The sequence below is a fragment of the Sediminivirga luteola genome, assembly GCF_014639315.1.
Lineage (GTDB): Bacteria > Actinomycetota > Actinomycetes > Actinomycetales > Brevibacteriaceae > Sediminivirga > Sediminivirga luteola.
In genome coordinates, this window is record NZ_BMFY01000011.1 from 64827 (window position 1) to 80150 (window position 15324).

Annotated in this window: 11 protein-coding genes; 3 read left to right on the forward strand and 8 right to left on the reverse strand. The window is 70.3% G+C overall.

The window, feature by feature from the left end; translation table 11 throughout:
- Positions 1-74: 74 nt before the first annotated feature.
- Together IEW13_RS12395 and IEW13_RS12400 are read right to left on the reverse strand one after the other, a co-directional pair.
- On the reverse strand, positions 75-1505 hold the full coding sequence (locus IEW13_RS12395) for an RNA polymerase sigma factor (RefSeq protein ID WP_188551232.1): 1431 nt from the start codon (positions 1503-1505) through the stop codon (positions 75-77).
- Positions 1506-1628: 123 nt separating this feature from the next.
- On the reverse strand, positions 1629-2825 hold the full coding sequence (locus IEW13_RS12400) for a DUF4192 family protein (protein WP_188551233.1): 1197 nt from the start codon (positions 2823-2825) through the stop codon (positions 1629-1631).
- 126 nt (positions 2826-2951) lie between these two features.
- Between IEW13_RS12400 and IEW13_RS12405 the strand changes: the two genes are divergently transcribed.
- The 3 genes from IEW13_RS12405 to IEW13_RS12415 all read left to right on the forward strand — a co-directional run bounded on the left by IEW13_RS12405 (position 2952) and on the right by IEW13_RS12415 (position 7056).
- Entirely contained in the window at positions 2952-3752 is an 801-nt protein-coding gene (locus IEW13_RS12405) for a spermidine synthase (protein ID WP_188551234.1), read from the forward strand.
- Between the two features lie 235 nt (positions 3753-3987).
- On the forward strand, positions 3988-6252 hold the full coding sequence (locus IEW13_RS12410) for a HelD family protein (protein WP_188551235.1): 2265 nt from the start codon (positions 3988-3990) through the stop codon (positions 6250-6252).
- A 3-nt stretch (positions 6253-6255) separates the two neighbouring features.
- Positions 6256-7056, forward strand: a complete 801-nt coding sequence (locus IEW13_RS12415; RefSeq protein ID WP_188551236.1) for a M50 family metallopeptidase — start codon at positions 6256-6258, stop codon at positions 7054-7056.
- A 269-nt stretch (positions 7057-7325) separates the two neighbouring features.
- On the opposite strand, the gene nrdR is transcribed toward IEW13_RS12415, so the two are convergent.
- From nrdR to IEW13_RS12445, 6 genes are all read right to left on the reverse strand, one after another.
- The gene (gene nrdR, locus IEW13_RS12420) at positions 7326-7781 is read right to left on the reverse strand and encodes a transcriptional regulator NrdR (RefSeq protein ID WP_188551237.1); all 456 of its coding nucleotides are present in this window, start codon (positions 7779-7781) and stop codon (positions 7326-7328) included.
- On the reverse strand, positions 7778-9106 hold the full coding sequence (gene hisD, locus IEW13_RS12425; RefSeq protein WP_188551238.1) for a histidinol dehydrogenase: 1329 nt from the start codon (positions 9104-9106) through the stop codon (positions 7778-7780). Before hisD ends, nrdR begins: the two co-directional genes overlap by 4 nt.
- 17 nt (positions 9107-9123) lie before the next feature.
- Entirely contained in the window at positions 9124-12678 is a 3555-nt protein-coding gene (dnaE, locus tag IEW13_RS12430) for a DNA polymerase III subunit alpha (RefSeq protein ID WP_188551239.1), read from the reverse strand.
- A gap of 101 nt (positions 12679-12779) precedes the next feature.
- Positions 12780-13709, reverse strand: a complete 930-nt coding sequence (locus tag IEW13_RS12435) for an RluA family pseudouridine synthase (RefSeq protein WP_188551240.1) — start codon at positions 13707-13709, stop codon at positions 12780-12782.
- Positions 13710-13712: 3 nt separating this feature from the next.
- Positions 13713-14318 (reverse strand): signal peptidase II, encoded by a 606-nt coding sequence (locus tag IEW13_RS12440; RefSeq protein ID WP_188551241.1) that lies wholly within the window; start codon positions 14316-14318, stop codon positions 13713-13715.
- Between the two features lie 203 nt (positions 14319-14521).
- On the reverse strand, positions 14522-15259 hold the full coding sequence (locus IEW13_RS12445) for a DivIVA domain-containing protein (protein WP_188551242.1): 738 nt from the start codon (positions 15257-15259) through the stop codon (positions 14522-14524).
- Positions 15260-15324 lie beyond the last annotated feature (65 nt).

Below are 15324 nucleotides of genomic sequence, written 5' to 3' on the forward strand. Positions count from 1 at the left end.
GCTCCCGCCGCCACCTGACGCGCCGGTTCAGCCCCGGGGGCGACGGGCGGCGGGGCGGCCGGGGCCGCAGATCGTCAGTCCAGGTAGTCGCGCAGCACCTGCGAGCGGCTCGGGTGCCGCAGCTTGGCCATCGTCTTGGACTCGATCTGCCGGATGCGCTCACGCGTCACGCCGTAGACCTTGCCGATCTCGTCGAGGGTCTTGGGCTGGCCGTCGTTGAGGCCGAACCGCATGGAGACCACACCGGCCTCCCGCTCGGAAAGCGTGTCGAGCACCGAGTGCAGCTGCTCCTGCAGCAGCGTGAAGCTCACCGAATCAGCCGGGACGACCGCCTCGGAGTCCTCGATGAGGTCGCCGAATTCGCTGTCGCCGTCCTCACCCAGCGGCGTGTGCAGAGAGATCGGCTCGCGGCCGTACTTCTGCACCTCGATGACCTTCTCGGGGGTCATATCGAGTTCCTTGGCCAGTTCCTCCGGGGTGGGCTCGCGGCCCAGGTCCTGGAGCATCTGACGCTGCACGCGGGCCAGCTTGTTGATGACCTCGACCATGTGCACCGGAATACGGATGGTCCTGGCCTGGTCTGCCATGGCGCGCGTGATCGCCTGGCGGATCCACCAGGTCGCGTAGGTGGAGAACTTGAAGCCCTTGGTGTAGTCGAACTTCTCCACGGCGCGGATGAGACCCATGTTCCCTTCCTGGATCAGATCCAGGAAGAGCATGCCGCGGCCGGTGTAGCGCTTGGCCAGGGACACCACGAGCCGTAGGTTCGCCTCCAGCAAGTGGTTCTTGGCGCGGCGGCCGTCCAGCACGATCCACTTGTACTCGCGCGCCAGCTTGGGGTCGAGGTCGCCCTGGGCGAGGAGGTACTCGGCGTACATGCCCGCTTCGATCCGCTTGGCCAGCTCGACTTCCTCGGCGGCGTTCAGCAGCGCCACCTTGCCGATCTGCTTCAGGTAGTCCTTGACCGGGTCGGCCGTGGCGCCGGCGGACACGACCTGCTGGGCGGGCGCGTCGTCCTCATCGGCGTCGGAGTAGACGAAACCGCCGGTCGCGGCAGCGATCTCCTTGTCCTCGGCCTTCGCCTCATCGGACTCCTCGGCCGCGTCCAGCTCTTCCTCCGCGGTGTCCTCGACGACGTCGGGGGTCTCCAGGAGCTCTTCGACGTCGGTCTCCTGCTTGGTCTTCTTGGCTCCCGCCCGCTTGCCGGGCTTAGCCGTACTCTTGGCGGTCTTGGCCGACCGGGTGGTCTTCTTCGCCGGCGCCGCAGCGGTCCCGGTGTCCTCGGCGGGCTGGCTCTTCTTGGCCGAAGCGGTCTTCGTGCCGGTCTTCGCCTCCGTCTTCTTCGCCGGGGCTCGCTTGCTGGTCTTCTCGCCGGAGCCGGCGGTCTTGGTGGCGGTCGTGCGGGCAGTGGCCGCGCTCGTCTCAGTCACGGCGGTATCCTTCTGGGACGTCGGCACTAGCAAACCTTTCGACAGCGGGGGACCCGAGCGATTCTCAGGCGACATCACTAAGACCCATGTCAAGTCCTCGCGCACTCGAAGCATGGGGTCTCGACCGGGTCAACGCTCCATTGTGCCACGAGTATTCCAACAGGCCCCAATTTCCCGAAAGCGCTGTTGACTCCGGGTTCACGCGCGGCCCGTTGCCTGGAGGCCGACCCATCTGGGCGTCGCGCCGCCGCGCACCAGATCCAGGATCAGCGCGCCGAGCTTCTGGCGCGGCTGATCCTCCAGGGCTCGCTGGGCGTAATGCTCCGCCTTAGAGCTGTGCATGGCCGCCCAGCTGAGCCAGGCCATCATGGCCAGCGGGCGCGCCCGGTCGGGTGAGTCCTCCAGCGCGGCCCAGAACGCCAGGTACCGCACTCCCCTGCCGATCTCCTCCGCGACGGGGCGCGTGCGTCCCAGCCCTGGCAGCTGCGCCGCGACCGCCCGGCCGGTGGGGTGCGGCACCAGCCTGGGCTGTGGCATCGTCCGCAGCGTGGAATGCCAGCTGCGCAGGTCGCGCCGCGACGCCAGGCAGACGCAGATCAGATCCCGCATGCTCGGCCGCCAGGACTCCACCGCGACAGCGGCGAGGGCATCGACGTCCACGGCCCCCGAGCGCAGCAGCGCCTCGTGCGAGTCCAGCCGCTCGGCCTCGAAGAGCCGCTGCGCGCCGGGCATCCACAGCAGCATCGCCTCCGCGCGGGCCCGGTCGCGGTCCTCGCTGCGCAGGCCCCGCCATTCCTCCTTCGCGGCGGAGAAACGCTCCCGGTCTACCACCGCGACGACCGGCAGGGCACAGGCCTGCGCCAGATCGGCGGCCGGGGCGGATCCCTCGTAGACCAGCCGAGTGGCCAGCGGCCCGGACTCGATGCGATCCAGCGGGTGCACCTCGCCCGCCGCCCGGCCGGTGAGCGCGCCGCAATACCGCGCACCGACCCCGAACACCGCCAGGACGGCGCGGTCCTCGGCCTGGAAGGCCGCCTGGAGCAGAGCCGCTGCCTGCCGGTAGCGCCGCCGGAGCGGATGCGACTGGCCCTCCGCGGCCGTCAGCGCCTGATCGAAGGCCTCGTCGTAGAAGCACAGCACAGCCGCATCGCCCCAGCCGCCCGCCTCGACGGTCCGCACCAGGGCGCGGGCCGCCTCAGCGGTGAGCCTGCCGGCGGCGGCCGTGCCGAAGTCGGCGCGGACGGTCAGGCCGAGCCGGTGGCGGCCCTGCGGGGTCCGGGAAAGGCAGACCACCACGAGGGAGTCGCGCGGATGCAGGCCGAGCTGGTGCGGCACCGCGCCGATGATGTCCAGCGGTCCGCCGGTGAGGACCAGGGGTTCTGTCGTCTCGCTCATGCCGCCAGCCGATCGCGTGACGGTCATTCCGGTCCACCGGCCCGCGTAGGCTGTGGATGGCGCACGGCCCGCCGTGGCGCCTGTGACCTCGCATCCTCACGACGTCTGAGCCCCTTAAGGAGGACCATGGGACGCCGCCGCCCCGGCGCGGAGCCCGCCGCGGAGATCCCCGTCGACACCGGCACCGCGCGCATCGAGGCGGACCCGGCCGAACCCGGCCTGCTCACCCTGTATGTCAACGGGGTGCCGTCCTCCCAGGTGGCCCTCGGCGATCCCGCCCGGCTGGAGTTCGAGTACATGGACTGGATGGCACGGATCATCGATGCCGTGCTTCCCGCCGGCCCCCTGCGCGCGCTCCATCTGGGCGCCGGCGGTTGCTCGATGCCCCGTCATCTCGAAGCGGTGCGGCCCGGCTCCCGCCAGATCGGGGTGGACCTCGACGCGGCGCTGCTGCGGCTCGTCCGCGAACGTTTCGACCTGCCGCGGGCCCCGCTGCTGAGACTCCGCGCCGGTGACGCCGCGGCGGAGCTGGCCGGGTTCCCGGAGGGACGTTTCGATCTGATCATCCGGGACGTGTTCTATCACGACCGCACGCCGGAGCCGCTGCGCGGCGAGACGTTCTACGCCCAGGCCGCGCGCGTGCTGGCCCCCGGCGGGCTGCTGCTGGCCAATATCGGCGATGCTCCCCCGCATGACGCCAGCCGGGAGGAGCTGCGCCTGGCCGCGGGCGTCTTCGAGCACTGCGGTCTGGCGGCCGATCCCGGGCAGCTGCGCGGACGTAGGCGCGGCAACCTCGTCCTGGCCGCCTCCCGCGCATCTGGCGACGGGCCCGACTGGTTCGCCGTCGCCCGCGCGCTGCGCGGCGGCCCGGCGCAGGCACGGCTGTTGGCCGGACACGACGACTCCCTGCGCCGTTTCGTCTCCTGAGACATGCCCGGCACCCGCCCCGTCCTGCTCGCCGGTGGCCCGCTGGTGACCCTGTGACGACCCGGCGCTGGTCTGGCCGCCCGAGTGAGCCAGAGGGCTTACGCCCCTGCGTTCGCGGGCAGGCCGGGAGGCACCCAGGCAGTGAATGCGCATGAGGGGGCATAATGGAAGGCCGGTAAAACGAGGCTTGCATCCTGAAGGCCCCGTCGGTGATCCCCCTCAAGGAAAGGTCCACGTGAGCGAGCAACTCGACGAGATCGGCCGCGAGCAGGCCACCCTCGATCGCCTGTACGGCCGTCTGGACGGCCTGCGTGCCGAGGCCCGCGCCCAGCTCTCCCGGATGCGGCTGGCACGGGTGGGCGGCCACCATCAGAACCGTTCCGAGCGCGACGCGTTCGCGCAGCTCTACGAGGACCAGCTGGCCCGGCTGGAAAGCGCCGAGGAGAACCTGTGCTTCGGCCGTCTCGACCTGGACGACTCCCCCGAGCCGGTGTACATCGGGCGCATCGGCCTCTCCGACGAACACCGGCAGCAGCTGCTGATGGACTGGCGTGCTCCCGCCTCCGAGCCGTTCTATCAGGCCACCCCGGCCAGTCCGGGGAATGTGGTGCGTCGCCGGCATCTGACCACGAGACAGCGCCGCGTCACCGCTCTTGAAGACGATGTCCTCAACCTGGAGAACCTCAGCGAGGAACAGCGCGCGCGCCTCAGCGGCGAGGGTGCGCTGATGGCGGCTCTGCAAGAGCGCCGCACCGGCCGGATGGGCGATATCGTCGCCACCATCCAGGCCGAGCAGGACCGCATCATCAGGCTCCCGCGCGAGGGCACCGTCGTCGTCCAGGGCGGGCCGGGCACCGGCAAGACCGCCGTGGCGCTGCACCGCGCCGCGTACCTGCTGTTTCGCCACCGGGAGCAGATCGCCAAGTCCGGCGTGCTCCTGATCGGCCCCTCCCTGGTGTTCCTGCGCTACATCGAGAAGGTGCTGCCCTCACTCGGCGAGACCGGCGCGGTGCCGATGACGCCCGGCCAGCTCTACCCTGGCATCGACGCCACCGTCCGGGACGAGCCCGCCGCGGCGGCGCTGAAGGGCGATCTGGCCATGGTGCGGGTGCTGCGGCGCGCAGTGGAGCTGCGCCAGCGCGTGCCGGAGGAGACGCAGGTCCTGCACGTGCATCAGCAGGACCTCGCGCTCACGCCCGGGATGGTCCGGCAGGCCCGGGAACGCGCCCGGCGCAGCGGCGAACCCCACAACGCCGCCCGGGTCGGCTTCGTCAAGACCCTGCTGAAACAGCTCGGGCAGCAGCTGGCGGAACGTCTGGGCACCACCGATCCGGCCGAACTGCCGGGTCTGATCGACGATGTCCGCCGGTCCCGCGATGCGCGGGTCGCGCTGAACCTGGCGTGGATGCCGCTCACCCCCCAGGGACTGCTGCGCGACCTCTGGTCCAAGCCGCATCGCCTGGCCGAGGCCGCAGCGGGCATCCTGCACGCGGATCTGTCGCCCCTGGAACGGCCCAAGGACGCGGCCTGGACGGTCGAGGACGTGCCCTTGCTGGACGAACTCGCGGAGCTGCTCGGAGAGGGGCCGGAGCAGAGCGGCCGCAGCGCCGTCAGCAGCGAGGAGCGCGAGTACGCCGCGCACGTGGCGGAGATGACCGGCGTGAGCGAGTACGTCGATGCCGATCAGCTGGCCGCCCGCTGGGCGGCCGAGGGCCCGTCGACGAGCCTGGCCGAGCGCGCGGCGGAGGACAGGGAGTGGACGTACGGGCACATGATCGTCGACGAGGCGCAGGACCTCTCCCCCATGCAGCTGCGCGCCCTGTACCGGCGGGTGCCGAGCAAATCGGCCACGCTGGTCGGGGATCTCGCCCAGACCTCCCGCGCGAACGGGGCACGCAACTGGGCGGACATCCTCCGCCCCCACCTGGGCAACCGGTTCGAGGCGCACGAGCTCACCGTCTCCTATCGCACGCCCGCGCAGATCATGGAGCTGGCCAACCGGCTGCTGACCGCCCATTTCCCCGAGCTGTCCGTGCCCCGCGGCGTCCGGGAGGGCGATTGGGCACCACAGTTCCGGCGGGTCCCGGACACCGCCGCGGCGCTGTCCGAGGTGCCGGCGGCCGCGGCGGCGGAACTCGATCTGCTGCCCGGCGGGCGGCTGGCGGTGATCGCCGACGGCTCCCTCGCCGATGAGGTGCTTCAGCGGTTGCGCGCGGATGATGCGACCGGCGGCCGGACCGCCGGAGTGCGCGGCAGCATCGACGCGGAGATCGCCGTGCTCACGCCGGTGGAAGCCAAGGGGCTGGAGTTCGACTCGGTGATCGTCGTCGAGCCCCGCCGCATCGCGCCGTCCGCCGCGTCCGGCACCGCCGGCGGGAATGGCGGGAGGCCTTCCGGGGCCACCGGCATCGGGGATCTGTACGTCGCCCTGACCCGGCCCACCCAGCGGCTGGTGATCCTAGGCTCCGGCGGCTCCGCCATCGACGAGTTCACCGGCTGATCCGTGCTGCTCCCCGCGATCGCCGCGCCAGGGGCCGGGAACGCGCTCCCCGCGCTGCTCAGCGGGTTCGACGGGCTGGGCCGGCTCGGCCTGCCAGAAAGGTTCGAGCGTGCCGGCCTGGACGCGCTGGAGCCCGAGCGGCTGGTCCTGCTGCTGGCCGGCGGGCTCGCCCTTGGCCTGCTGGCGCTGACCGTGCCTCGGCTGTGGCTGCTGCTGCGCATTGGGGTGACGGTCGTGCACGAGCTCGGCCACGCCGTCGCGGGGATCCTGGCCGGGCGCCGGCTGCTGGGCATCCGGGTGTCCTGGGACATGTCGGGCGAGACCGTCACCACGGGCAAGCCCCGCGGGATCGGTCTGATCCTCACCACGCTGGCCGGGTACCCGGTGCCGCCGGTGATCGGCGCGGTGTTCCTGTGGGCTGCGGCCGCCGGATGGGCGCAGGCCGCGTTGTTCGCCGGCGCCGTGCTGCTGGTCCTGCTTCTGGTGATGGTGCGCTCGCTGCTCACCGCCGCGGCGTTCCTGGCCGTGATCGCCTTCCAGGGGTTCGTCTGGTGGCTGGACGAGCCGCTGGTGTCAACGGCCGTCGCGATCGGCATCGGCGTCCTGCTGCTGGCCGGGGGCCTGCGCGCCATCGGCGGCCTGATGTCGTCCCATGCGCGGGGCCGGGCGGAACGCTCGGACGCCGCGGCGCTGGCCCGCCTGACCCACGTGCCGGCAGCGCTGTGGCTGGGGCTGTTCGCGCTCATCGGCGCGGCATCCGCCCTGCTGCCGGCCTGGTCCTGGGCACGCCTCCTGGGTCTGTAACCCCGAATTCGGAACAGTCGCCGGTAAATGGCAGAAACGGACAGGTTGATCGTGAATTCACGGGCAACCTGTGGGTTAAAGGCCAACCCGGCAATTCACTCCGGGTTTCCGTGCGGGGGCAAAAGAAGCCGCCGGCGGCGATCGGCTTCCCCTCCGATGCCGCCGGCGGCGGTCTGTGGAACGCGGCCCGCCTGGCAGGGTTTTCTCTCCTGGTCCGAAGCGGTGCGTTGGCTTCGATAGTACACCAGCGCCGGCCGCTTCCCAAACACTCAGCGGCCGGGAGGATCCTTGCGCAGCGACTCGATCGCGGCCTCGAAATCGGCGAGCGAGTCGAAGCCCTGGTACACGCTGGCGAAGCGCAGATAGGCCACCTGGTCCAGTTCCCGCAACGGCTCCAGGATCGCCAGGCCCACCTCGTCGGCGGGGATCGAGGGAATGCCGCGACTGCGGATCTTCTCCTCCACCCGCTGCGCCAGCACCGCCAGATCGTCCTCGCTCACCGGCCGGCCCTGGCACGCCTTGCGGACCCCGCCGATGATCTTCCCGCGGGAGAACTCCTCGGAGATCCCGGAGCGCTTGACCACCATGAGGCTGGTGGTCTCCAGCGTGGTGAACCGGCGATTGCAGGACTGGCAGTGCCGGCGGCGGCGGATCGCGTTGCCCTCGTCCACGGCGCGGGAGTCCACCACCCGCGAGTCCGGGCTGCGGCAGAACGGGCAGTTCACGCCTCTCCCCCGAACCGGCGGGTCACGGCGGCGCCGTGCGCGGGCAGGCCCTCCACGCGCGCGAGCGTCTCGACGTGCCCGGCCACCTCGGCCAGGGCTTCGCGGTCGTAGTCGATCACCTGGCTGCGGCGCATGAACGCCGGCACCCCCAGCCCCGAGGAGAACGCCGCAGTGCCCATGGTCGGCAGCACATGGTTCGAGCCGGAGCAGTAATCGCCCAGGCTGACCGGTGAGTGGTCGCCCAGGAACACGGCGCCGCCCTTGGTGATCCGGGTGGCCACGGCCGCCGGCTCGCCGGTCATGACCTCCACGTGTTCCCCGGCGTAGGCGTTCGTCACGGCGATGCCGGCCTCAAGGTCGTCCACCAGGATCAGCGCGGACTGCTCCCCCGCCAGGGCCTGGGCGATCCGGTCGTGGTGCTCCGCCTGCGGCACCTGCCGGGCCAGTTCCGCCTCGACCGCCTGCAGCAGCGCCTCGCTGGGGCTGACCAGGACCGCGGCCGCCTGCGGATCGTGCTCGGCCTGGCTGATCAGATCCGCGGCGACGAGCGCCGGATGCGCGCTGTCATCGGCGAGCACGATGATCTCGGTCGGCCCGGCGACGGCGTCGATCCCGACGATCCCGCGGACCTGCGCCTTGGCCGCGGCGACGAACGCGTTCCCCGGCCCCGTGATGAGGTCCACCGGCTCCAGCGACTCGCCGTCCTGAGGGTCGAAACCGTAGGCCAGGGCGCCGACGGCCTGCGCGCCACCGGCGATCAGGATCGTCTCCACCCCGAGCAGTCCCGCCGCGGCCAGCACGTCGCGATGCGGCAGTCCATCCGGGCCCGGCGGCGAGGCGATGATGAGGGCGTCGACACCGGCCTCCTGGGCGGGAACCACATTCATGACGACCGTCGACGGGTACACCGCGCGGCCGCCGGGAACGTAGAGGCCCACCCGCTCCACCGGAAGCCAGCGGTCGGTGACCCGCGCACCAGCGGCCAGCTCCGTGGTGCGGTCGGCGGGCCGCTGGGCGGCGCTGACCCTCCGCTGCCGGGCGATGGACTCCTCCAGCGCGGCACGGGTGGCAGGGTCGAGCGACCGCACCGCGGATTCGATCGCATCGGCCGGAGCGAAAACCCGCCCGGGACGCACGCCGTCGAAGCGCTCGGTCAGGTCCAGCAGTGCCTCGCGCCCGCCGGCGCGCACCTGCTCCAGGATGGGCAGCACGGCATCGGCCGCGGCCTGCGCGCCCAGCGCCGCTCGCGGCAGCCGGGCTGCCAGGGTCCTGCGGTCCAGCGGGATCCCGCGGAAGTCGAGCCGGTCGATCAGCCGATCGGTCATGATGGCGTCCTCTTCTCCTACGCGCTGATGCAATGGGGGCCCAGCAGGGCCTTCAGGTCTCCGTACAGGGAACTGCTGGGGGTGACGCGCAGCCGGTTGTCCAGGCGCATCACGATGCGCCGGCCCGGCTGGGTCAGGCGCACGTGCACATCGGTGGGGCCCGGATGCGTCCGCAGCACGGACTCCAGCTGTTCCACCACCGACGGAGTGCATTTGTTCATGGGCAGCTGGATGGACAGCGGCCGGTCCTCGGGCGCGGTCACGTCCGGGATGGTCATCTCCAGCGCGGAGAGGCTGGGCGCCCGGTCATCCGAGCGGCGCAGCTTGCCCTTGATGGAGACCACCAGATCGGTGGCGAGCAACGTCGCCACCGGCTCGTACACCTGCCCGAAGAACATCACCTCGATGCTCGCGTCCAGGTCCTCGATGGTGACCAGGCCGTAGGGGCGGCCGCTGTTCTTGGAGACCTTCCGGATCACCTGCGTGATCATCCCGGCGACCGTGACGACCGAGCCGTCGGGACGGTGCTCGTCCCGCAGCAGCGCGGCGATCGGCACATCGGCCTCGCGTTCCAGCACGCCCTCCAGGCCGGTGAGCGGATGATCCGAGACGTACAGGCCGAGCATCTCGCGTTCAAAAGTGAGTTTCTCCTTCTTCTCCCATTCCGGCCGCTCAGGGATGGTGACGCTGAAGGTCGCGGCGGCTTCCTCCCCCATGCCGGCGAACAGGTCGAACTGGCCGTTGGCCTCCTGCCGCTTGACGTCGACCACCTGGTCCACCGCCTCCTCGTGGATCTCCACGAGCGAGCGGCGGGTGTGTCCCAGGCTGTCGAAGGCGCCGGCCTTGATGAGGGACTCCAGGGTGCGCTTCTTGCAGACGTGGCTGGGCACCTTGTCGAGGAAATCGGAGAAGGAGGTGAAGGCGCCCTTCTCCTCACGTGCTTCGCGGATGCCCTCCACCACCTGGTAGCCGACGTTGCGCACGGCGCCCATGCCGAAGCGGATGTCGCTGCCCACCGGGGTGAAGTTCAGCGCGGACTCGTTCACGTCCGGCGGCAGCACCGTGATGTGCATGCGGCGGCACTCGTTGAGGTACACCGCCATCTTGTCCTTGTCGTCGCCGACCGAGGTCAGCAGCGCCGCCATGTACTCGGCCGGATAGCGCGCCTTGAGGAACGCCGTCCAGTACGCGACCAGGCCGTAGGCGGCGGAGTGCGCCTTGTTGAAGGCATAGTCGGAGAAGGGCAGCAGGATGTCCCACAGCGCCTGCGCCGCGGCCTCGGAGTAGCCGTTGGCGGCCATGCCCTCGAAGAAGCCGACCTTCTGCTTGTCCAGTTCGGCTTTCTTCTTCTTGCCCATCGCCCGGCGCAGGATGTCGGCCTGGCCGAGCGAGTACCCGGCCACCTTCTGCGCGATCGACATCACCTGCTCCTGATAGATGATCAGGCCGTAGGTGGTGTCCAGGATGTCCTTGAGCGGCTCCTCCAGCTCCGGGTGGATGGGCGTGATCTCCTGCTGCCCGTTCTTGCGCATCGCGAAGTTGGTGTGCGAGTTCGCGCCCATCGGGCCGGGCCGGTACAGGGCGATGACGGCGGAGATATCCTCGAAGTTGTCCGGCTTCATCAGCCGCAGCAGGGACCGCAGGCCGTCGCCGTCGAGCTGGAACACGCCCAGGGTGTCACCGCGGGCCAGCAGCTCGTAGGCCGCCTTGTCGTCCAGCGGGAGGTTCTCCAGGTCGACGTCCTCGTCCCGGTTGAGCTTGATGTTGGCGATCGCGTCGGAGATGATCGTCAGGTTCCGCAGGCCCAGGAAGTCCATCTTGATCAGGCCCAGCGTCTCCGCCGTGGGATAGTCGAACTGCGTGACCACCTGGCCGTCCTGGAGCCGGCGCATGATCGGGATGACGTCGATGATCGGCTCGGACGACATGATCACGCCGGCCGCGTGCACGCCCCACTGCCGTTTCAGGCCCTCCAGGCCCTTGGCGGTGTCCATCACCTGGCGCGCCTCCGGATCGGTGGCCAGCAGCTGACGGAACTCCTCCGCCTCGCCGTAGCGGGGCGCATCGGGGTTCTCGATGTCGGCCAGCGGGATGTCCTTGGCCATCACCGCCGGAGGCAGCGCCTTGGTGAGCTGCTCGCCCATCGAGAACGGCTTGTCCAGCACCCGCGCGGAGTCCTTGAGCGCCTGCTTGGTCTTGATGGTGCCGAAGGTGACGATCTGCGCCACCCGCTCGTCGCCGTACTTCTCGGTGACGTAGTCGATCACCTCACCGCGCCGGCGATCATCGAAGTCGACGTCGAAGTCCGGCATGGACACGCGGTCGGGGTTGAGGAACCGCTCGAAGATCAGGCCGTGCTTGAGCGGATCCAGATCGGTGATGCGCAGCGCGTAGGCGACCATCGAGCCGGCGCCCGAGCCACGGCCCGGGCCCACCCGGATGCCGTTGTCCTTGGACCAGTTGATGAAGTCCGCCACCACCAGGAAGTAGCCGGGGAACCCCATCGAGATGATCACGTCGAGCTCGTACTCGACCTGCTTGCGGACATCGCCCGGGATGCCGTCCGGGTAGCGGTAGTGCAGCCCGGACTCGACTTCCTTGATCAGCCAGGACTCCTCGTTCTCCCCGGGCGGGCAGGGGAACTTCGGCATGTAGTTGGCGCTCGTGTCGAAGGAGACCTCGCAGCGCTCGGCCAGGGCGAGGGTGTTGTCGCAGGCCTGCGGGAGCTCGCGGAACAGGTCCCGCATCTCCGCCGCGCCCTTCAGGTAATAGCCGCTGCCGGAGAAGGCGAAGCGGCTGCCGCCCTGGTCATAGGTGGGTTCGGTCAGCTTGGAACCGGACTGGATCGCCAGCAGGGCCTCGTGCGCCTTCGCATCGTGCTCGTGCGTGTAGTGCAGGTCGTTCGTGGCCAGCAGCGGCAGGTTCAGGTCCTCCCCGAGCTGCAGCAGGTCCTTGGTGACCCGGCGCTCGATCTGAAGGCCGTGGTCCATCAGCTCGAGGTAGTAGTTCTCCGGGCCGAAGATGTCCCGGTAGTCCGCGGCGGCCTGACGCGCCTCCTCGTACTGGCCCAGCCGCAGCCGGGTCTGCACCTCTCCTGAGGGACAGCCGGTGGTGGCGATGAGTCCCTCGGAGTAGGTCTCCAGCAGCTCGCGGTCCAGCCTCGGCCATTTGGAGTAGACGGTGTCCAGCGCGGCGACCGAGGAGGCCCGGAACAGGTTCCGCATCCCGGTGTTGTTGTAGCTCAGCAGCGTCATATGGGTGTAGGCGCCACCACCGGAGACATCATCGGAGCGCTGCGACTGATCGCCCCAGCGCACGCGGGTGCGGTCGGTGCGGGAGATCCCCGGCGCGACGTACGCCTCCACGCCGATGATGGGCTTGACCCCGTACTGCTGTCCCTTCTGCCAGAAGTCGTAGGCGCCGAAGAGATAGCCGTGATCGGTGGTGGCCAGCGCCGGCATCTCCATCTCGGAGGCGGCTTTGAACAGATCGTCGAGCCGAGCGGCGCCATCGAGCATGGAGTACTCGGTGTGCACGTGGAGGTGGACGAAATCGCCCTGCTGAGTGGCCACGGATTGACTCCTTACCTGTGCTTAGCTGTGACGTCCTGTCCGCTGGACCGCCGGGCCGGCCGGGCGGTCCGGCTACCGGACGGCCGCTGCCCGGGCACGCCTCAGGGCATGCCGCGGATGACGTCCAGGGCGTGCTGGAGGTCTGGCGGGTACTCCGAGTGGAACTCCACCCAGGAACCGCTTTCCGGGTGGGTGAATCCCAGGCTCATGGCGTGCAGCCACTGCCGAGTCAGGGCGAGCCGCTGCGCCAGCGTCGGGTCCGCGCCGTAGCTCAGATCGCCGACGCAGGGGTGCTTGAGCGCGGAGAAGTGCACCCGGATCTGGTGGGTGCGTCCCGTTTCCAGGTCGACTTTCAGCAGCGCGGCCCGGCGGTGAGCCTCCAGCACCTCGTAGTGGGTCACGGCGTGCTTGCCGCCGGTGACCACGGCGTAGAGGCCGTCGTGCCGCGGATGGCGGCCGATGGGCGCCTCGATGGTGCCCTCGACCGGATCGGGCAGGCCCTGCACGAGCGCATGATAGGTCTTCTTCACGGTGCGCTGCTTGAAGGCGCGCTTGAGCACCGAGTAGGCGTGCTCGCTCTTGGCGACGGCCATCAGGCCGGAGGTGCCCACGTCGAGCCGGTGCACGATCCCCTGCCGCTCAGCGGCTCCGGAGGTGGCGATCCGGTATCCGGCCGCGGCCAGGCCGCCGATCACGGTGGGTCCGTCCCAGCCGGCGGCGGCGTGCGCGGCGACGCCCACGGGCTTGTCCACCACTACGAACGACTCGTCGTCGTGCACGATCCGCATGCCCTCGACCGGTTCGGCGACGATGGACAGCGGCTGCGGCGGCGCCGGGAGCACGACGTCCACGCGGCTGCCCGCCACGAGGCGCTCGGACTTGGACACCGCCCGGCCGTCCACCTGGACGTCGCCGTCGGCGGCCAGTTGCGCGGCGGTGTTCCGGGACAGGCCCAGCAGCCGGGCCAGCGCCACGTCGACGCGCTCTCCCTCCAGGCCGTCCGGGACGAGAATGGACTTCTCCTGGCTCATGCTTTACGTCGTTCCTTCCTTCGCCGCCGGACCGGCGCCGGTGCCCTCGGCCGGGCCCGCGCCGGCGTCGTCGGCGGTACGCTCACGGCGTTCCCCCTCGCGGCTGCCGTCGATGCCGATCCCGCGGATGCTCAGCCAGATCATGGTGATCGCCGCGCCGGTGATCGCGATATCGGCGACATTGCAGATGAACAGGCGCAGATCGATGAAGTCCACCACCGCGCCGTGAAGGAAACCCGGGGGCCGGACGAGCCGGTCGATCAGGTTCCCCAGCAGCCCGCCCAGCAGCAGCCCTAGGCCGAGCGCCCAGCCGCCGTGCGCCAGCCGGCGCAGCAGCACGATGACGACCACCAGGACCACCAGCGCGAAGAGCGAGAAGATCCAGGTGCTGCCGGCGCCCATGCCGAAGGCCGCCCCCGGATTGCGGTAGAACGTGAACCCGGCGAGATCGCCGATCACGGGCACCGCCGGTCCCGGTCCTGTCCGCGGCAGCCCCTCGAGGGTGAGTACCGCAATGGCCTTGGTCACCTGGTCCAGGACGACGGTGCCCAGGACGATGCCGGTCAGGGCCGCGATGAGCCGCGAACGGGCGGGGCGGGTGGGGGGCACGTGTGTCCTTGTCTGGTCGGGGGCCGCATCCGGCTCTCAGATGCGGCGGGCGCTCGGCAGTAGTCCAGTCTACTGCGATCGGCATCCGCCGAGCAGGCCGCACGCCGTGTGCGCGCCGTGCTGCCCGCCGGACAGCGCAGAAGCCGGCCGCACGCCACCTCGGGCGTACGACCGGCTTCCGCGTATGAGCTGGTAGGGCTCGCTTAGATGCCGGAGTTGTTCTGCTGGCCGTCCAGCGTCTCCGGGACGAGGGAGCCGTACGACTCCAGGTCCCGCAGCTGGTCGGTCAGGTAGGACTTCAGGCGCGTGCGGTACTGGCGCTCGAAGTTGCGCAGCGTGTCGATGCTGGACTCCAGCTTCGCCTGCTCGGTCTCCAGGCTCTCCAGGGTCTCGCGGCGCTTGGTCTCGGCGGCCCCGACGATCTCCTTGGCGCGCTGCTCGGCCTCGGAGATGAGTTCATGGGCACGCTGCTCACCGCGGGCCACGTGCTCGTCATGCAGCTTCTGGGCCAGCTCGATGAGGCCGTGGGCGTCACCCGGGGTCGCCGGGGACGAGGGCGCTGCCGGCGCGACGACGGGCTCGCTGACCGCGGGGGCCGGCTCGGCGGGTGCCGGCGCGGCGGCCGGGGCCTCCTGCGGGAACGGGGCGGGGAACGCGGCGGTCGCCGCCGGATCGGCGGGAGCAGCCGGGGCAGCAACCTCCGGAGCCTCCTGCGGCTCCGGGCTCTGAACTGCCGGCGCGGCACCGCTCTCCCCGAGGTCCGCGAGCTTCTGCTCGGCGGCGGAGAGCTTCTGGCGCAGCTCGTCGTTCTCCTGGTACAGCCGGCGGAGCTCCACGACGACCTCGTCGAGGAAATCATCCACCTCGTCCTGGTCGTAGCCGTCACGGAACTTGACGTGCTGGAACCTCTTATTGACTACATCTTCAGGCGTGAGCGCCATTAGGCCACCTCGTTGAACGAACGAACACTTGCATGACGATTCTGATATCTATGACGTTACTGAAG